The sequence below is a fragment of the Streptomyces sp. NPDC058246 genome (genome assembly GCF_042881985.1).
Classification (GTDB): Bacteria; Actinomycetota; Actinomycetes; order Streptomycetales; family Streptomycetaceae; genus Streptomyces.
In genome coordinates, this window is the sequence record NZ_JBHVWZ010000004.1 from 143,100 (window position 1) to 161,501 (window position 18,402).

14 protein-coding genes are annotated in these 18,402 nt (G+C 71.5%); 3 read left to right on the top strand and 11 right to left on the bottom strand.

Going from position 1 to position 18,402, the window contains the following annotated elements:
• Window positions 1–100: 100 nt before the first annotated feature.
• The 5 genes from ACFVXA_RS07820 to ACFVXA_RS07840 all read right to left on the bottom strand — a co-directional run bounded on the left by ACFVXA_RS07820 (window position 101) and on the right by ACFVXA_RS07840 (window position 7,195).
• A complete protein-coding gene (locus ACFVXA_RS07820; protein WP_390024221.1) occupies window positions 101–1,477 on the bottom strand; it encodes a hypothetical protein in 1,377 nt (458 codons plus the stop codon).
• Window positions 1,474–3,015: a GT4 family glycosyltransferase PelF gene (gene pelF, locus ACFVXA_RS07825; protein WP_390024223.1), complete on the bottom strand. Its 1,542-nt coding sequence runs from the start codon at window positions 3,013–3,015 to the stop codon at window positions 1,474–1,476. Before pelF ends, ACFVXA_RS07820 begins: the two co-directional genes overlap by 4 nt.
• Window positions 3,016–3,095: 80 nt before the next feature.
• Window positions 3,096–5,231: a hypothetical protein gene (locus tag ACFVXA_RS07830; RefSeq protein ID WP_390024225.1), complete on the bottom strand. Its 2,136-nt coding sequence runs from the start codon at window positions 5,229–5,231 to the stop codon at window positions 3,096–3,098.
• Between the two features lie 549 nt (window positions 5,232–5,780).
• Window positions 5,781–6,308 carry a hypothetical protein gene (locus ACFVXA_RS07835; protein WP_383742503.1) on the bottom strand — a complete coding sequence of 176 codons (528 nt, stop codon included), beginning with the start codon at window positions 6,306–6,308 and terminating at the stop codon, window positions 5,781–5,783.
• Window positions 6,309–6,832: 524 nt separating this feature from the next.
• On the bottom strand, window positions 6,833–7,195 hold the full coding sequence (locus ACFVXA_RS07840; RefSeq protein ID WP_362021276.1) for a hypothetical protein: 363 nt from the start codon (window positions 7,193–7,195) through the stop codon (window positions 6,833–6,835).
• A 164-nt stretch (window positions 7,196–7,359) separates the two neighbouring features.
• Between ACFVXA_RS07840 and ACFVXA_RS07845 the strand changes: the two genes are divergently transcribed.
• Complete coding sequence (locus ACFVXA_RS07845; protein WP_389753992.1) at window positions 7,360–7,707, top strand: PRC-barrel domain containing protein; 348 nt, start codon at window positions 7,360–7,362, stop codon at window positions 7,705–7,707.
• An 85-nt stretch (window positions 7,708–7,792) separates the two neighbouring features.
• Here ACFVXA_RS07845 and ACFVXA_RS07850 read toward each other — a convergent pair whose 3' ends face one another.
• From ACFVXA_RS07850 to ACFVXA_RS07860, 3 genes are all read right to left on the bottom strand, one after another.
• The gene (locus ACFVXA_RS07850) at window positions 7,793–8,623 is read right to left on the bottom strand and encodes an aldo/keto reductase (protein ID WP_383742498.1); all 831 of its coding nucleotides are present in this window, start codon (window positions 8,621–8,623) and stop codon (window positions 7,793–7,795) included.
• Window positions 8,624–8,884: 261 nt separating this feature from the next.
• Complete coding sequence (locus ACFVXA_RS07855; protein WP_390024227.1) at window positions 8,885–10,516, bottom strand: phytoene desaturase family protein; 1,632 nt, start codon at window positions 10,514–10,516, stop codon at window positions 8,885–8,887.
• Window positions 10,517–10,559: 43 nt separating this feature from the next.
• Window positions 10,560–11,015, bottom strand: a complete 456-nt coding sequence (locus ACFVXA_RS07860) for an SRPBCC family protein (protein ID WP_362021265.1) — start codon at window positions 11,013–11,015, stop codon at window positions 10,560–10,562.
• A 610-nt stretch (window positions 11,016–11,625) separates the two neighbouring features.
• Here ACFVXA_RS07860 and ACFVXA_RS07865 point away from each other — a divergent pair.
• Window positions 11,626–12,825: a glycoside hydrolase family 64 protein gene (locus ACFVXA_RS07865; RefSeq protein ID WP_362021264.1), complete on the top strand. Its 1,200-nt coding sequence runs from the start codon at window positions 11,626–11,628 to the stop codon at window positions 12,823–12,825.
• Window positions 12,826–12,886: 61 nt separating this feature from the next.
• Here the strand turns inward: ACFVXA_RS07865 and ACFVXA_RS07870 are convergent, their stop codons facing one another.
• On the bottom strand, window positions 12,887–13,756 hold the full coding sequence (locus tag ACFVXA_RS07870; protein ID WP_390024229.1) for an ANTAR domain-containing protein: 870 nt from the start codon (window positions 13,754–13,756) through the stop codon (window positions 12,887–12,889).
• Window positions 13,757–14,065: 309 nt separating this feature from the next.
• Between ACFVXA_RS07870 and ACFVXA_RS07875 the strand changes: the two genes are divergently transcribed.
• Window positions 14,066–14,923, top strand: a complete 858-nt coding sequence (locus tag ACFVXA_RS07875) for a DMT family transporter (RefSeq protein WP_384395649.1) — start codon at window positions 14,066–14,068, stop codon at window positions 14,921–14,923.
• A gap of 29 nt (window positions 14,924–14,952) precedes the next feature.
• Here ACFVXA_RS07875 and ACFVXA_RS07880 read toward each other — a convergent pair whose 3' ends face one another.
• Together ACFVXA_RS07880 and ACFVXA_RS07885 are read right to left on the bottom strand one after the other, a co-directional pair.
• Window positions 14,953–15,348, bottom strand: coding sequence for an SsgA family sporulation/cell division regulator (locus tag ACFVXA_RS07880; protein WP_383910189.1), 396 nt, complete (start codon window positions 15,346–15,348; stop codon window positions 14,953–14,955).
• Between the two features lie 602 nt (window positions 15,349–15,950).
• On the bottom strand, window positions 15,951–18,350 hold the full coding sequence (locus ACFVXA_RS07885; protein WP_383742482.1) for a SpoIIE family protein phosphatase: 2,400 nt from the start codon (window positions 18,348–18,350) through the stop codon (window positions 15,951–15,953).
• Window positions 18,351–18,402: the final 52 nt, after the last annotated feature.

Sequence of the window (18,402 nt, forward strand, 5' to 3'; positions counted from 1 at the left end):
CGGAGCCCTCATGGGGCCCGGTGTCATCCGGTGCGGTGGTGGTACGGGCTCTGGACGTTGCGTGCGGTACGGGCACGGATCCGCGCCGCGGACCGGGTGGTCAGGCGTGCGGTGCGGGCCGCCCCAGCAGCCGCAGCGCGCACGCCGTGAGACACAGCGCGGCCGCGCCGCAGCACAGCGACAGCGCAGGGGTGCCCGGTGAGGAATGGAGCACGGCCGTCGTCGTGGCGCCGCCGGCGGCGACCAGACACACCCCGGCCGGGGGCCAGGCCACCCCGAAGGCCTGGAGCAGCAGCGCGGTCCACAGCGTCGCCGCGAGCAGCAGCAGCGGGGCCGGATCGGCATCGGTGAGCAGGGCCGCGGGCAGCAGCGGCACGAGATAGGCGAGCAGGCAGCAGGCGAGGATGCAGGCCGAGCGCAGCAGGAAGGCGGCCGGAGTCGCGGTGGCCCGCAGCGCCGCCACCGACATCCCGCGGTACCGGTACAGCAGCCACTCGGCCGGCCCCATGCTCACGGTCAGCACGATCACGGCGTACGGGTGCTGCCTCCCCTCCAGCAGCACCAGCACCCCGGCGGCCAGGCCGAACAGGCCGTAGGGCAGCGACCGCAGCAGTGGGGGCCGGGTGGCCCCCGGGGTGGGGGAGGCCGCGAGGGTGGTCCGCAGGGCCCAGCCGGCCGCGGCGATCGCGCCGAGCAGGGACAGGAGCGGCAGTCCGACCCGCAGTACGGTGCCCGGTTCCCACCACGGCAGCACCACGGCACCGGCGATCAGCGGGGTCAGTGCGGCCAGCAGCAACCGCTCCCGGCCCAGCACCAGCAGTACGCCGGCCGCCGCCAGGTACACCGACTGCGCTTCCGCGACGACGACCGCCGTGCGGCTCCCGGCGAGGAACATCCCGGCGATCGTCGCCGCCGCGGCACCCAGGGGCGCGCCGTTGAGGAGCGTGCGGCCCGCCTCGCGCCGTCCTGTGGTCATCCGCAGATACGCCCGGTGGCCCAGCGCCTGGCCCCAGGCCCAGGAGACGAGCCCGGCCACCACCAGGGCGTCGGTGTCGCGGTCGGCGTGCCACAGCCGCCCGGTGAGCAGATAGGCGAGACCCGGCAGGGCGAACAGCGCTCCCCGCAGCGCGCACCGGACGTGGTCCGGTCGCCAGGGGTCGGCGGGCGGCGCGGGCTCGGGAAAGGTGCGCGGTACCCGCTCGTACAGCGCGGTGGCGAGCGAGAAGAGGTTCGGGTGCCCGTACCGCTCCTGGATCACCTCGGCGGTCAGTCCCTCCGACTCCAGCAGCGCGGCCACCTCGTACGGGTGGACGGCCGGTCCGATGCGGTCGGCCAGCTCGGCGGCGAGCCGGTCGACCGCGTCCTGGTCCGTGCCCCGGCCCGGTGTCCGCGCGGCCGGGGCACGGTCGTCGGCGAGCCGCAGGGACAGCGTGTCTCCTGCCGCGCCGACGGGTTCGAGAGCCATCGGTCCGCTCATCCGGCCAGACTCCTCGGCCGCGCGGTCTCCGGGCCGCCCGCCGCGGCCAGTTCGGCCTCGGTCTCGGCAGCCCACGGGTCGCGCGGGGTGATGCCGCCGAGCGTCGACAGTTCCAGGTAGATGGACCGGAAGGTGTCGACGGTCTGCCGCAGGGTGAACTGCTCGATGACCCTCAGGCGGGCCGCCTCGCCCATCGAGCGACGGCGTCCGGGGTCGCCCAGCAGCTCCAGTGCCGCGGCGGCCATGGCGGCCGGATCGCGGGGCGGTACGACGAGGCCGGTGTCGCCGACGGCCTCGCGTACGCCGCCCACGTCCGTGGAGACCGTCGCCCGCCCGCACGACATGGCCTCGATCAGGGTGAAGGGGAAGCCCTCGCTGATGCTGGAGAGCATCACGGCATTGCCCGCGGCGTAGGCGTCCTTGATGTCGTCGACCCGGCCCTCGAAGGTGACCGCGTCCGCGTGGCCGAGCTCGGCGGCCAGCGCCTCGCACCGTTCGCGGTAGGCCTCGCCGCCGCGTGGCGTCCCCCCGAACAACCGCAGCCGCGCGCCCGGGAGTTGGGCCCGCACGAGCGCGAAGGCCCGGATGAGCGTCTCCAGGTCCTTGATCGGGTCGACCCGGCCGGCCCAGCTGAGGGTGGGCTGCTCCGGCTCGGGACCGGCCGGCGGGAACGCGCTGGGGTCCACCCCGTTGTAGACCGTGCGGATCGACTCGGGGTCGGCACCGCCCTGCTCCTCCCACAGCCGGTTGTACCGGTTGCCCGGAGTGATCAGGGCGGCCCGCCGGTACGTCTCCTCGGCCAGCAGCCGGAAGAAGCCCAGGACGACGGCCTTCACCGGCCAGCGGTAGGGAGCCGTGCGGTAGCCGAGGTAGCGCTCACGCAGATAGACACCGTGCTCGGTCAACAGCAGCGGCACGCCGTGCCGTTCGAGCGCGGCGAGGCCCGGCAGCACGGCGACGCCGCCGCTCACCGCGTGCGCCACCCCCTGCTCCGGGGGCGGCGCGGCCAGGGGACGCAGGGCGTGTTCCAGCAGGGCGGTCGCGGTGATCGCGTCGTGCAGGGTCGGCCGGGCCTCGCGGACGGCCAGGCCCGGGCGGTTCCACACGGCGGTGAGGATGCCGATCGCCCGGTCGCCGCGCAGGAAGGGACTCAGTAGCCCGTCGGCCGCGGCCGACGCCATCGCGTACAGCGCGGTGGCGAACCTGTCCTCGGCGCACGGGTCGAGCAGGGCGGTGAGGAACTGCTCGTAGGCGGCGGCCAGTTGGTTGCGGCGGCGCCCGCGGGGCGGCCGGCCGTCGGGCGCGGGCCCCCACATGGGGACCGCGACGACGCGCGAGAGGTGTGCGGGGATGTCCCAGACGAGCGGCTCGCGTCCGGTGCCAGTGACGGCGATCACGTCGAAGTCGATGTCGGGCATCCCGTCGACGAGTTGGTCGCACCAGACGCTCACGCCGCCGTGACTGTGCGGGTACGTGCCTTCGGTGAGGAGTGTGACGCGCGTTGCGCTGGGGCGTCGCGCGCCGTGGGGAACGTGCATCGATGTGCTCCACGGCCGAGGTGTGAGGTGGTCGTGCCGGTCCCGGCGGGTGCGGCCGGGACCTTCGATCGGTGCGCCGTTCAGTCGTCCGGGGTGTAGGGGACCTGCTCGCTCACGCCGGCCGGCACCCGGGTGCGGGGAGTGGTGCGGGTCGCATGGGCCTTGCCCCCGGCGTCGACGGTCGCGGACAGTGACGGGGTGGAGGACGCGAGGGTGAGGGTGAGCGGTGTGCCGGCCGACGCGGTCCATCCCGACACCTCGCCGGCGTACGCGTCGCCGAAGCCGCTGCCGCCGTACGTGGTGCCCGTGGGCATCGTCGCCGTCACCGCGACGCCGGCGGGCGCCTGGACGGTCACCGTGTCGCCGACGCGGTAGGCGGTCACCTGACCGGCGGCGACCGCGGCCTTCCAGGCGGCGCGCCGCTGCAACTCGGTGCCGATGTCCTGCATCCGCAGGTTCACCACGGGCGTGTTGTCCGCGAACAGGGCGTTGTAGCCGTTGAGCACGCCGTCGAGGACCGGGTAGCCGATGCGCTCCTCGGCGAGGTTCGACTGGTGCATGAAGTGCGGCTTGGGGTCGTTGGAGAGGACGTGTCCGAGGTCGATCCTGGTCTCCAACGGCACGATGTGGTCGGTGTACCCCGTGGAGGTGTCCAGCGGCGCGGAGAGACAGGAGGACGTGTCTGCGTGGTCCTCGCAGACCCCGCTGCCGCCCTGGGCGCGGCTGGTGTAGATCCAGTTGTACTCGTCGACCTGCTCGGCCGCCTTCCCCGCGTTGTAGAAGACGTTCATCGGATAGCGGGGGACGGTGGTGGCCGGACCGACCTGACGCTGGCCGGGTTCGCGGGAGTTGTCGGAGCCGAGCCAGGTGACGCCGTTGGCGGCGAGGGCGGGCGCCAGGTCGGGGTTGTCCTCGGGCTGCTGCGGCAGCAGTCTCAGACCGGAGTGCTCCCCGGTGATCAGCTCCCCGTTCTCCAGGGGAAGTCCGGCGGCCTGGCCCCAGGCGCGGTTGGTGGCGATCTCGTCCGAGATCGTGGTGCCGCTGACCCATTGGGTGCTGCCGTCGGCGTTGGTGGCGCACTTCCACGGCACCACGGTGGTGTCCTGCGCGCAGCCGAGGAACGGGTGGGTGTAGGTGTGGTTGATCCAGCGGAACTTGTCGCGGTCGGCGATCAGCTTGTCGGCCAGCACGTCGACGCCGTTGTTCCCCTCACGCTGGTCGACGCTGCCCGCGCCGTTGAAGGCGAAGTCGAAGGTGAAGTTCTGTCTGCTCTCCCACGCGGTCGCGTAGTCGACGTCCGCCGGGGTCATGCGAATCGGGTTCTCCACGCCTGCGCCCTGCGGGCAGTCGATGTCGCCGGGTGTGCAGTTGAGCGTGGTGTCCCACCGGTCGTCGCCGAGGAAGACGTCGTCGACGTGCACCGCGAAGTAGTTGCGCGAGGCGCCCAGATGGACGCCCCCGGTCATCCACTCCACGATGCCGCGGGCGAGCAGCCGGAACTGCTGCTGGTACTGGTTGTAGACGAAGGTGACGACGAGCTCGCGCCGTCCGTCGTGCCGGTACTCGCCCACGAGCGAGCCCCGTGTCGACTGCCCGGGGATCGGCGCGTCGACGTACGGGGTGAAGTCCGCACCCGCGGCGGGCGTCGAGAGATAGGCGTAACTCTCGCCCACGTCAGGGGAGTTGTCCTCGAACGGAACGGATCCGTCCAGATAGTCGAACGGCCCAGCCTTTCCGGCCGCCGTGACCTGCGCCTGTACGCCGTCGACGCTGCCGGAGTAGCCGCCACCGGCCGGATTCTGGAGCCCGGCCTCCGGACGCGCGTAGGTGTAGGCGTCGACCTGCGGGATCGTGTACGTCTGCTCGTAGGCGGCCAGCGCCGCCATCTCGGGGGAGTCCGCCGCGAACGGATTGTCGTTGGGCAGGACGACGGCCTGGAACTTGGCGCGCGGCGTGCCGTTCACCGTGTCCGCGAGGAAGCCGGCGTCGATCACCGGCCGGCCGGCCTGTTGCAGATCGACCTCGGTGTACGGCGTGCCGGCCGCGTCCAGTTCGGCGGCGATGGCGTCGGTCGACGGGTCTCCGTCGCTGACGACCAGGACCCGCAGATCGATGCGGGGTGTGGCGGTTTCGGCGTGCGCCGTGCCGGCCGGTAAGCCGAGCGAGGATATGAGCGCGCCCACGGTGAGCGCGGTGCTGCGAATGGTCCGCTTCATGCGGTGAAGACCCTTCCCCGGGCAGGGATGAGCACTGCTCCTACGGAGCGGACGCACCCCCTTGCGCGACGCCACCGCCCCCCTCAGACGTGGTCGTCGACGCATCCGTCGCGTCACATAGTGAGGTCTGTGTGTAGTGTCCGTGCGCCTGCAGCGAAACATGACGGAAAAGAGCAGGCGTCGAACGGGTGGAGATCAGAGTCGGGACGTGTGTGCGGCGGTCACCGGCACGCTTCGAACGAGACCTGCGGAAAACACTCCTGTGCTGGCCACGGACTCGGACGCGGCGCACGTGGAGCACCGAAGTGCACGAAGCCGGAGCGCCAGTGGTTCAGACCATGCCGACTTCTCGGTGCCTGATCGGTTTTAGGTCACCCCTTATCGCAGCCTGTGGTACGTCTGTGGGGCGCCTGTGACGGCCGGTCCGCGGGGCCCGCGCGGACCGGCCGGGGCCGAGCCCGTCGACCTGTCAAGGAGCTGTCCTACAGGTGGCGGTGAGCTGACGGCGAGCCGAGGCGGCGCCACTCGGAGGCGGGCGCCGAGGGGTGGTCAGGCGCAGAGCACGCGGGTCTCGGGCGTGTAGACCGGACCGCCGCTGGTGTTCGCGCTGTCGCTGAACTCGGCGTAGTAGTACGAGTAGAAGCCGATGTTGCCGTTGCAGCCGGAGTCGGCGGCGATGTGCAGCGTGAGCGTCACGGTCCGGCTCTGGCCGGGCGGGATGGTGGCGCCGTAATTGGCGCCGAGGTCGGCGGGCCCGGTGCCGGAACACGGGACGCTGCCGGAGGCCGTGGCCAGAGTGCAGCCGGCGAAGCCGTACTTCAGATCGGGCCGCTGGGTGGTCAGCCAGGTCGGCTCGATCGTCTGGTAGACGAACCAGACGTCGTACGTCCGGTTGTTGGTGATCGTCATGGACAGGTTCACCGTGCCGCCCGGGTGCGTGGTGGCACTGTCGGTGGCAAACGTCAGATCGGCCGGGCTCGGGTCGGCCGCGCTCGCGGTGGGGGCCAGGCCGAACGGGGCGAGGACAAGGGCGAAGACGGAGGCGAGACCGAGGCGTCTCAGCTGAGTGGATCGCATGGCCCGGGAGGCTAGGCAGGCCTGGCGCGCACCGTCTGCCCCGCCGGGAACACCGGGAACGACGATCGGCCGGAAGTGGATGTGCGGTGAGGGAGTCGTGAAGGTGTCTTCACACAGGCCGCCGTCCGGCATCGCCGCACGGCAGTGCGGAGTCGAGGGGCCGACCCGGCATGTCCGACGGTGCCGGACGCCACCGTGGCCGCCCCAGCGCTATTGGCGGATACCGGGTGCGCGGGGCACCGCGCAATGAACTCCCCTGACGTGCGGCGGCGAGGCATTCGGCCAGTCATGCGTGTTCCGGTCGGTCCCGCTCCATCCGGCTCACCCCACCTCGGGTCCCCCGCCTGTGCATGAACCGGGGGAGCGGGGGCATAAGCACCCGCAGACCGCTCGTGGATGCCCTCCCCCCGGCACTCCCGAGCCTGTCGGCCCCGCCCGTGGTCCCACCCCCCCCTGGACCGCGAGCGGGGCCGCTTCTTGGCGTCCTGCGACGGCCCCTCTCTGCGCCGCGCGCCTCCGTCGTGTCAGCCGCTTCCCAGCGAGCGGGCTTCGGCGCGATGGTCGTAGTACGCCCAGACGGTCACCGCCACCAGCGCGGTGACGCCGACCACCAGGACCCGTACGACTCCGGACGTGACCAGGGCCGTCAGCGCGGTCAGCGCTCCTCCGCACAGCATGATCACGCGGCTGACGAACCGCTGCCGGCCCGACTGGGGCTCTTCGCGGTCCTTCAGATCCCGCAGGGCGTCACGTGCCGGGTGCCGGGACCCGCGCCGGGCGCGCGCCCGGTACTCGAGCCCGTAGCTCATCAGGGCATACAGCGCCACCGCGCCGAGAACCCACCACCACGCCTCAAGGGTGTCACTCGTTCCGCGTGCCAGATGCATGACATCTCTCCTCGCCATGACATCCGAATGCCCCCGGAACGGAGTGTGAGTCGGTGGGAAGCGGACACCCGGGGACCTCGACCCGGGAACGCGGCAGGAAAACGGGAGGCCGGCCAGTCCGGTCACCCGAGCGCGCACCCGCGAAACCGTTGGAGGAATTCTTCGTGAACGAGAACCTTTGGGCCTACGCCCCGACCAGTGGCCACACCCCCGACGCCGATCTGACCGGGTACAAGGTGGAAGCGACCGACGGACACATCGGGAAGGTCGACAAGCACTCCGAGGAGGTCGGTTCTCAGTACATCGTCGTCGACACGGGCGTCTGGATCTTCGGCAAGGAGGTCCTGCTGCCCGCCGGGACGATCATCGCGATCAGCCACGAAGACAAGTCCATCTCCGTCGCCCGCTCCAAGGACGAGATCAAGTCGGCACCGGAGTTCGACAAGGAGAAGCACCTCGGCGACCCGCACTACCGCGATCAGCTCGGCGGCCACTACGGGTCCGGTCACTGACACGACGTCATCCGCCGGCACCGTCCCCTCGGGGGCGGCTGCGCGGTGGCGGGGCGGGAACTCCTGTGGGCGGTCCCGCGCCGGATCAGAACTCCTCGTGCACGTCCGGGTCTCCGCCGAGCCGCCGCCGGGGACGGTCGGACACGGCGGCCATCTCGGCGGGGGTCAGTTCGAAGCCGAACACGTCGAGGTTCTCGCGCTGGCGCCCGGGGTCGGCGGACTTGGGAATGGGGACCGCGCCGAGCTGCGTGTGCCAGCGCAGCACGACCTGGCCGGGCGTCACGCCGTGGGCCTGGGCGATCTCGGTGAGGGTGGGGTCGTCCAGGAGCTGGGAACCGCGGCCCAGCGGGCTCCAGCTCTCGGTGACGATCCCCTTCTCGGTGTGGAAGGCACGCAGTTCGTCCTGCGGCAAGTACGGATGCAGCTCGATCTGGTTCACCGAGGGCAGGACGCCGGTCTCCTCCTCCAGCCGCGTGATGTGCTCCGGAGTGAAGTTCGATACGCCGATCGAACGGACGAGGCCCTCCTCGCGAAGCTTGACCATGGCCTTCCAGGACTCCGGGTACTTCCCGACGCGCGGCAGCGGCCAGTGGATCAGGTAGAGGTCCACATACGCCAGTCCGAGTCGGCGGCGGGACTCCTCGAAGGAGGTGAGGGTCTCCTCGTACCCGTGATGCCGGCCCGGCAGCTTGGTCGTGACGACGATCTCCTCGCGAGGGACGTCGCTGCGGGCGATGCCGCGCCCGGTGCCGGTCTCGTTGCGATAGTTGGTGGCGGTGTCGATGAGGCGGTAACCGATGGCCAACGCCTCGCTCACGGCCTTCTCCGCCTGTGCGTCGTCCATCGGCCAGGTTCCGAGGCCGATGGCGGGGATCTTCGTACCGTCGTTGAGTGCGTGCGCCGGGATGCTGATCACGTCAAACCTTCCCTCGTTACTCTGCGTCATCTTCACTGTAACGGGGCGGCCCGAGCGGCACCCGTGCGTGCCCAGGGGCCACCCGCGCGTGCCGAGCGGCTCGGAGCGTCGAGCCGCACCCGAGCGTGCCGGCCGGCGCGGACGGTCGCTCCGTGATGCACCGGTCGCGCCGGGCGCCGTGGGCAGTCGGCCGTCCAGCGCGCCTGCGGTAACCGGCCGTCGAGCGCGCCTCCGGCAGCGGGCCCTCGAGTGTCTTCGGCATCAGGGCGTATGCCCGGTCCGGACGCCCTTCCGGTCGTGGTGTGCGAGGATCCGCTGCGCCGCGGTCAGTCCGGTGGGGCGACGGCCGCGCAGCGCGGCGCGCGCCGCGTTCGCGCCCGGGCCGCCGTGGACCCCGCCCCCGGGGTGGGCGCCCGCGGATGCGAGGAAGAGGTGCTTCACGGGGGTCTCGGGGCGGCCGGTGCCCGGGACGGGGCGGAAGACCAGTTGCTGGTGCAGTGCCGTGGTGCCGCCGTTGAGGGCGCCCCCGCGCAGGTTGGCGTCCAAGCTCTGCAGGGTGGGCGGAGCCAGGATGCGGCGAGCCCGGATCAGGGCGCGGAAACCCGGTGCGTAGCGCTCGACCTGGGCTTCCATGCGGTCGGCCATCGCTTCCTGCTCCCGCTCGTCCCATGCGCCGCACAGGCCGTCGTCCCCCGCGTCACCGGTGACCTCTTGAGGTACGTGGGTGTACGCCCAGGCGGACTCGGTGCCCAGAGGCGAGCGCGAGGGGTCCGCGGTGGTCATCTGACCGAACAGCAGGAACGGCCGGTCGGGGACACGACGCAGGGCGATCTGCGCCGCGAACCGGCTCAAGTCGTCGACGCCGTCGGCGAGATGAACCGTCCCGGCCAAGGACGCGGGCGCCGCGTTCCACGGGATCGGCCCGCTGAGGGCCCAGTCCACCTTGAAGGTGGCGAAGTCCCACTGGAAGCGGCGCAGATCGGCGAGGAGTTGCCCGGGCAGATGACTCTCGTCGACGAGGCCGCCGTACAGAGCGGGCACGGAGACATCCGCCAGCACGGCTCGGCGGGCGGGGACCGTCTCGCCGTCGGCCGTCTGCACGCCGACGGCTCGGCCGCCGTGCACGACGACGCGTGAGACGCGTTCGCCGCACCGGATCACCCCACCACGCGCGCGCAGGCGATGGACCAGCGCCTGGGTGAGGGCTCCCGAGCCACCGGTCGGCACGGGAAAGCCGTGTGTCTGGCCCAGCATCGACATCACCCAGCCGAAACCGCCGCTGCCCGCGGCCTCGGGCGCGAGATCGGCGTGCAGGGCGTTCCCCGCGAGCAGCAGCCTGCCGCCCTCGCCCTCGAACTCCTCCTCGCCCAGCCGTCGTACCGGCAGCAGCATGGACCTCGCCAGCCGCAGACCGCCCGCACCGCGCAGTCGCACGGCCAGCCGTGCCGTCGCGCGCACCGGCGGGAAGGGAGTGAACAACGCGTCGACGATATCGGGGCTCAGCCGCTCCCAGACGCGGTACAGCTCCCGCCAGGCATCGCCGTCCGCGGCGCCGAAGCCGCTCAGCGCGGCGGCGGTGTCGTCGATGTTCCGTCCTAGCAGGGCGCAGCGGCCGTCCGGGAGCGGATGGGCCAGCACGTACGGCGCGTGACTCCAGCGCAGTCCCTCACGCTCGAGTTTCAGCGCGGCGAGCACCGGCGACGCGGCGGCCAGCGGGTAGAACGAGCTGAAGAGGTCGCTCACGTAGTCGGGGTGCACACCGTGGTCGTGGCGCACCGCCCCGCCGGGTTCGGCCTGTTCCTCCAGGACCTCCACGCTCCAGCCGGCGTCCGCCAGCAGGTTCGCCGCGACGAGCCCGTTGGGCCCGGCTCCGATCACCACCGCTTCCGGCATGACTGCCTCCATCGACCGCGGCGCACCCGGCGCCCGGCAGGGCCTATCCGATCGGGCGCCGCGCGAGGTGGCGGCTTTCGCACAGTCGCGCCAGCCTGCTCAGCATGGCGCGATGGCGCAGCTGGATGAACACGTCGAGCGCCGCGGTGTGCACGGAGCCCCCGGCGCCGCGCAAGGGGTGCTCGTCGACGATCACCAGCGAGTCCTCGCCCCACGAGCGGAGGTCCACGGCGATCCTTGCCGTGCCCAGCGGACCGGAGTGGGCTTCCAGCTCCAGTTCTCTGGGCGGCTCGCAGCGGCGCACCACGGTCTTGTCGCCCACCGTCCAGGGACCCAGCTGGATGTCGTACGACAGGGAAGCGCCCACCTCGGGCCAGTTCCCCTCGGCCGGTCGTGTAGTGGCCGTACCGACCACCCATTGGCTGTAACAGGTCGGGTCGGCCAGGACGGACCACACCACGTCCGGAGGCGTTGTGATCAGCTGATGACGTACAGCCATGTGCCCTCCGTGGAATCCGATCGTCGTGGCCCGTGCTGAGTGGGACGGCTGTTACCAGGTTTCCACGCCGGGAGGAATTACGCCGGTTTTGACCCTTTTACTTGGTTGCTCTTTCATTCTTTTTCATCGTTTGGTCCTCTCTCACTCTCCCGGACTCCGCCGAGCTCGCCGCCGATGTGGCGTCGGCGGCGTTCGGCGGGCACGTGGGGCCTCATCAGGGCGGCCGCGCTCGTCATGCGTGCCGTGGTCAACTGCCGGGAATTCACGTCCACTTCGAGCACGGCCCAGCGACTCTCCCTGACGCTTGCTCAGAAGCGGGGAGGCGAGCCGACCGCTTAAGCGGCGGTTAAGTCCGCCTTAAGCGCTCCTCGTCCCCGCGCGCCGTCTCAAATAGCCGCAGGTCAAGGAGATTTGACGTTTCTGTCGAGAGGTTGGCCCCGGGGCGGCTCGTGCGTAGCATCGGGGCCCGGTGCCGGAGAGAGAGCGCTCTCAGGCTCGCCTGTCGGACGCCCGCGATCCCCCCCACGGCATCTCCGCCCTCATCCCCCGGCATCTCCCCCTCATCCCCCCACCGCCTCCAAAGGCACAAGTTCCAAGGAGCACACCGCACATGACACCACGTCATCAGCGCACCCTGACCCGCCGCAAGCTCTTCGTCGCGCTGGGCGGTGCGGCCGTCGCCGCCCCGGCGATCGCCGTCGTCGCGCCGTACGCCCTCGCCGGAACGGCCGACGACGCGGCGAAGGCCGCCGCGGGCTCGCTGCCCCTGACGATCGTCAATGACAACGGCTCGTTCGACAACGCGTCGGTGCACGTCTACATCGTCGGCAACCAGGACGGGAAGCAGGTCCGCGTCACCCAGGACGGCACACTGGCCCCCATATCCCTCTCGGACAACGGCGCGGACGGGTTCACCGACTACGCGCTCACCCTGGCCGGCAGCGGCGAGACCCGCCTCTCCCTGCCATACATGTCCGGCCGTATCTATGTGTCGCTCGGCGAGAAGCTGAAGTTCAAAGCCGTGGCGGACGGCAACGGCGACGCGGCCCTGCAGTACCCGGCCGGCTGGGTGACCTCGGACCCCAACTACGCGGTGCTGCACGACTGCGCCGAGTTCACCCACAACTCCGCCGGGATGTTCTGCAACACGACGATGGTCGACATGTTCAGCGTGCCGATGAGTATCCGGCTGACCGGGGACAAGGAGCAGACCACGGGCACGCTGCGCGACGGCGGACGCGCCGCCGCCTTCGCCGCCGTGAAGGAGATCGCGGAGTTCGCGCCGCTCGTGGTGGACGACGTACGCGTCATCGCGCCCGGTCACGGCCTGGACGCCGGCCTGTTCGCCAAGGACTACTTCGCCCCGTACATCGACGAGGTGTGGAGCACCTACACCGGCAAGGATCTGACCGTCACCACCAACGCCGGTACGTTCACCGGGCGGGTGCGTGCCGACAAGTTCACCTTCGACGGCCCCGCCCCGGTCTCCTTCAGCAAGCCCTCCACCCGTGACGTCCTCTTCTGCGACGGCAATCTCGCAGCGCCCAACGACGGCACGACCGGTCCGGTCGCCGCGGTTCTCGGCGCCGGCTTCAACCGCTCCACGTTGCTCAGCAACCCGGCGCAGCCGACGACCGGCGCGAGCGACTTCTACCGGACCGAGCTCACCAACCACTACGCCAAGGCGATCCACGCGGCGACCGAGGACGGCAAGGCCTACGGCTTCGCCTTCGACGACGTCGCCGACTTCGCCTCCTACATCCAGGACACCGCGCCCACGGCGATCCGGCTCACCCTGACGCCGTTCTAGGCCGACGCGCCGGGGCCGGGCCGTACGACCCGGCCCGTGGCCCGTGGCTCGTGGTCCGCGGTCAGCGGAGGGCGGTCGCCGTGGTGTGCAGATGGGCCAGCGCGTCGAGTACGACGGTCTGGCGATGCCAGGACAGCCAGCGCCCCACCATGATGCCGGTGCCCTGCAGGGCGTCGAGCTGGGCCTGGGTGAACCCCGTCAACGGCCTGTCGTGGTGGGAGGAGACCATGCCGATCGGCACACCCGCACGATTGACCAGCGGCACACTGTGGCAGGCGCGGCTGCCCGCGCGCAGGATGGTGCGCCGGGATCCCTCGTCGAAGACCTCCGCGGTCGCCACGTCGCGGACGGTGACCTGCCGGCGGTCCTCGGCGGCCTGGGCGCACGACGTGGTGGGCGAGTCCACGAACGCGAAGAAGCTGGTGAACTCGCGCCCCAGACCGGTGTGCTTCTCCATGCGCAGCCGACCGCCCACGGCGAGCTGCACATTGCCCATGTCGGTCTGCGTGATCTCCAGGACATGGCGCAGCGTCGCGGTCAGCACCGCCCCTTGGTGAGCCTGATCCGCACTCGCAACACGCAGGCCGGGCAACGGGGGAGGGGCGAGCCGTGCCTGATCGGCGAGCCGGGTTGTGGTGTCCTGGCTGTCGGGGGTCCGCACGACGGCGTCCGCCAGGCTGTGCAGCTTGATGTTGAACCGCTGGGACGCCTCACGCAGCAGCGCGAAAGCCGTCTCGGGCGCGGGCAGCCGATAGCGCTCCATCAGCACGCCCTGAGCCAGCGAGATCGGCGGATGGGCGTGAAGACGCTCCCGCAGGTCGGCGTTGTCCTGTCTGAGACGAGCGATCTCCTGCCTCAGGGCGCCGGGATCCTGCTCGGCTTCCTCGCCGCGCGTACCGGTGGGGAACGGGAGCTCGGCCTCTTGGCTCATGGTGAAAGGCATCCTCACTGACGATGTCGATATCGACAGGCAGCCCGAACACCCGCGGGAAGGCATGACAGGCCGCCCCCGCAACCCCCGGGCACGCGAAACGCGTGGCCCGCAGCGGCTGCGGTGCGTGCCTGCTTCCCAAGCACTCGCACCGACCCTAACCCGGATGACCATGAACACCGCAAGGACCTCCGCCGAGCGCGAAAGCCGAGCGGCGGGCCCGGTCGGACAAGGTCGGACCTGGTCGTTCGCGATCCGGTCGGCCCGCCCGGGGAGGCCCCGGGCTCCTTCCCGGGGCATGGTGGAAGAGTGATCGTGCTGGCTGTGCTGTTCGCCCTCCTGGGGGCCGCCAGCAATGCGATGGGTACGGCGTTCCAGCGCAAGGCGGCGGCCGACGTCGCCACCGGCGGCGGACTGCGACTCGTCCTCGAACTGGCCCGGCGGCCGGCCTGGCTCATCGGCATCGCCGGAGTGGTCGGTGCCGCGATCTTCCAGGCCTTGGCGCTTGTGAACGGTCCACTTGCCCTGGTGCAGCCCCTGTTCATCCTGGAACTGCCCTTCGCCCTGCTGATCGCCATCCCGCTGATGCACCGACGGCTGCCCCGCGCGGGCTGGTGGGCCGTCGCCGGTGTGGTGGCCGGACTCGCCCTGGTCCTCGTCGCGGCCGCTCCCTCGGCAGCGCGTGACTTCGCGTCGATGGCGCGCTGGATCCCCGTGCTGGCGTTGTGCCTGGGAGCCGTGGGAGGCGCGATCGTGGTCGCCCGCCCGGGGCGGCCGCCGCTGTTCCGGGCCGCCGTCCTGGGGGCGGCCTCGGCCATCAGCAACGCCCTGACCGCCGCGCTCCTGAAATCGGCCATGGGCACACTCTCCGACCACGGCTTCGACGCCTTTCTGAGCACCTGGCAGACCTACGGCTTCGCGCTGACCGGCGTAGGCGCCGTCCTGTTGCTGGAGAACGCGTTGCAGGCCGGTCCCCTGGTGGCTTCGCAGCCCGCCCTGACCATCGGCGACGCGACGGTCAGCCTCTTCCTGGGCATCACCGTCTTCGGGGAGAGCATCCGCACCGGCTGGTGGCTGCTCCCCGAGGCGATGGGGGCCGGACTGATCCTGTGGGGCGTGCTGCGGTTGACCCGTGTGGTGCCGCACATCGGCCAAGTGACCGGCTAGCTTCGGCCGGTGCGCGCCAGTGCGTACCGTCAGCCCCGGGCGAGCACCTCCGCGAGGAATCCGTCGAGGGACACCTCTTCCCGCCCGGGAGCCACGATCCGATGGGTCTCGTCCAGGAACGACAGGACGGCCGGGGCCCAGGCCAGCACCACGGCACGCTGACGGCCGCCGTCGCTGTGGGGACGGCCGAGGAATTCCAGGCGCAGTTCCCGCCACACACCCGTGACCCGCGGTCGGATGCGCACGTCGCCCGCGCCGACAGGACGCTCGATCCCGTCGGCCACCATCTGCCGGTCGAGGCGCCACCGGGCCAGGACGTGGCCGTCGTGGCTGAAGGCGATGGTGAGCGCGAACGGATCGTCCGCCTGATAGCTCAGATGAGCCAGTACCGGGAACCGTCCCGTGGTCTCGGTCTCGAGTTGCATGACGAGCGTTCTGCGCACCGCGGTGATCAAGACAGGCCCCTGGAGGTGGTGGACGTAGAGCCTCCGGGTACCCCGACCCGCACCGGACCATGGCAGGAAGGGCGTCCCTCATTTGCCCCGTCCGCGGGCCGTACCCGGGCGGACTTCGGCGGAAGGACGACGGCTGCCCCTTCGCACCGCTCGGGGGCGATGCCCTCGCCGGACGAAGGAGCCGCAGTGATGGCCCGCGCCGACGAACTGTTCGCCGCACCCCCGGTGGTCGAACCCGTCGACGTCCTCGCGCACAAGCTCCCCGCCTGACCGCACCGAGTGCTCCCCGCCCAGCCGGGCGGAGCCCGGCCGGCGAGCGTCCGGCCGGACTCCGGCGGCACCTCGTGTGCATGCTTCGCCCGGGCCGGGGCACCCGCAGCATCAGACAGCTCGTGGAAGCCGCCCCCCTGGCGACCCCGAGCCTCTCGGCCCCGCCCTCAGCCACTCCCCCCGGCTGATGGCGGGGCCGCATTCGTCCGCGTACCCGCCGCAGCGGCGGTACGCCGGTGCACGTACCCGCCGCAGTGGGTGCGGCGGTGCGCCCGTGCACGCACCCGCCGCTCCTCGTCGCCCTACTCGACCTGGATCCCGACGATGCAGGTGTCGTCGTCGGTGTCCGACCTGCTGTACGTCAGCAGGCGATCGAGCTGGTGGTCCAGCGTGGAGGAGGTCGTGCGCGCCGCGCTCAGGAGTTGACTCAGGGACTCCTCCAACGAGCGGTCACGCCGCTCGACCAGCCCATCGGTGTACATCAACAGGGTGTCACCGACCGCCAGTTGTACCTCGTCCTCCTCAAACTTCGCCTCGGGCACGGCACCGAGCAGCATCCCCTTGAGCAGCGGCAGCGAGCCGGCCTCGGCGCCGCGGACCAGTACGGGCGCCAGATGCCCCGCCCTGGCCCACCGCAGGGTGCGGCGGCGCGGATCGTAGAGCCCGCAGACCGCGGTGGCGGTGACGCCGCCCGTCAGGTGGTGGGCCACGATGTTGAGCCACGTCAGCAGCTGCCCGGGTCCGGCGCCCGTCACCGCGAGCCCCCGCAGCGCGTTGCGGAGCACCACCATGCTGGTCGCCGCCTCGATCCCGTGACCGGCCACGTCCCCCACACAGAGCAGGACCAGCCGGGAAGGGAGGACCACGGCGTCGTACCAGTCGCCTCCGACGAGCTGCTCGGTCTCGGCCGGCCGGTAGCGGACCGCCACCTCGAGGCCGGGGGCCTGCAACGGTGCCTGGGTCGGCGGCATGATCGCGTGCTGCAGCTGCAAGGTCAGCCGGTTGCGCTCGTGCGCCTGCTGTTCGGTGTGCGCGAGCTGATCGCGCGTCACCGCCAGCGCGACCTCCGTCCAGTGCTGCGCCGAGATGTCCTGGTAGGCACCGCGTACGACGAACAGCCGGTCGTCGGCGTCGAGGACCGGTTCGGCCACCACGCGGATGTGCCGCGTCACATGGTCGGGGCGCTGCAGGCGGAAGGCGGCCGTGGCCGGGCGGCGGTGGTGGAGGACGGTGCGCAGGAAACGGCCGATGGTCACGGCGTCGTCCGGGTGGGCGTGGGCGGCGAGTTCCTCCAGCGGCACCGGAACTCCGGCCGGTGAGCGGCCGTACAGATCGAAGAGTGTGCTGTTCCAGGTGATGTCGCCGGTGAGCAGGTTCTCCTCGAAGCCGCCGATCCTGCCCAGGCGCTGGGCGTGCTGGAGCAGACTCGCGAGCCGCGCGGTCTCGTCCTCGATGCGCCAGATGAGCAGCACGCAGCGGCCGTGCCGGCTGACGTTGATGTCGGCGACGGCAGGCAGCGGCACCTGGTCGACGAGGGCGGTGAGGTCCATCCGGCGGGCCCGGAAGGGTTCCCCCGTGGCGTAGACCCGCTCGATGTGCTGGAAGAGGTCGCTGTCCCCGGCGACCATCGGATAGGCCTCCAGCAGCAGGGCGCCCTGGACGGTCCCGCGGGGCCGGCCCGCGGGATCGAGGAACCGGCTGTTGACGTGGCGGATGCGGAAGTCCGCGAGCCGCCCGTGGTCGTCGAGGTGAGGCATCAGGACCAGGGCGGGGTCATGCAGTCCGTCCACCAGGTCGACCAGTTCGGCGAGATCGGCAGAGCCCGGTGCGCCGTGGCCGTCGTGCGGCACCGCGTTGGTCTCCAACGTGTGCGAGCACAGCTCGGCGAGCGCCTCGACCTGGCGAACGACCTGCGGCGACTGTCGTTCGAGTACGGACGGCCAGGCGATTTCCAGCACGCCGTGTATGCGACCGCCGCTGCCGGCCGGCACGGCCACCCTTCCGCCGTCCCGGTACTCCGCGTGTCCGATGGTCGGCAGTCCCGTGCTCGCCAGCGATCCCGTCCACAGCGTGGTGCGTTCGGACAGGGCGCGCCGCGCCACGGTCGCCACGCCCGGCGGGACGTACCGCCAGCGCCCGGCCTCGTCCGCCGCGAACCCCGCGCTGCCCGCCAAGGTGAGGGAACCGTCGGAGCCCGCCGCCCAGATGGCCACGGCGACCGCGCCGAGCGGGGTCAGAGCGTGCTGCAACAGGGAATCGGCCACGGCCTGTGTGTCGTCCGCCGCCAGGGCGCCGCTTTCGGCCGCGCGCAGCCGTACCGCCGGTGCGGTGTCGTCGGGAACGGGTGGATCCGCCGTGGCGGCCAGGAACGTCCGGGTCACGTCCGACAGCCGGTCGTGCGCCGCCTGATTGATGATCTCGACGGCGAGCTGGATGCGGGGCACGTTGGCCTGCTCAGCCAACTCGTCGAGTTGGCGGGCGGCCTGTGTGGGTCCGCAGCCGAGACGCTCGACCAGAATGCCCTTGGCGAGCTCGATCAGGGCGCGCCCGTCCGCCTCCGCCTGCGCGGCCCGCACCTCGTGGCGCAGGCGCTCGACCGTGGCCGCCAGCCTGCCCACCGCGGACATCGCGGACCCGTCCGGCAGATCGCCGGTCCGCTCGACCTCCGCGCGGTCCGCGTCGGTCGCCTCGGGAATGCTCACTGGGTGGCTGCTCCTTGGCTGGTACGCCCGGGGACGTGGGGGAGGAGAGACA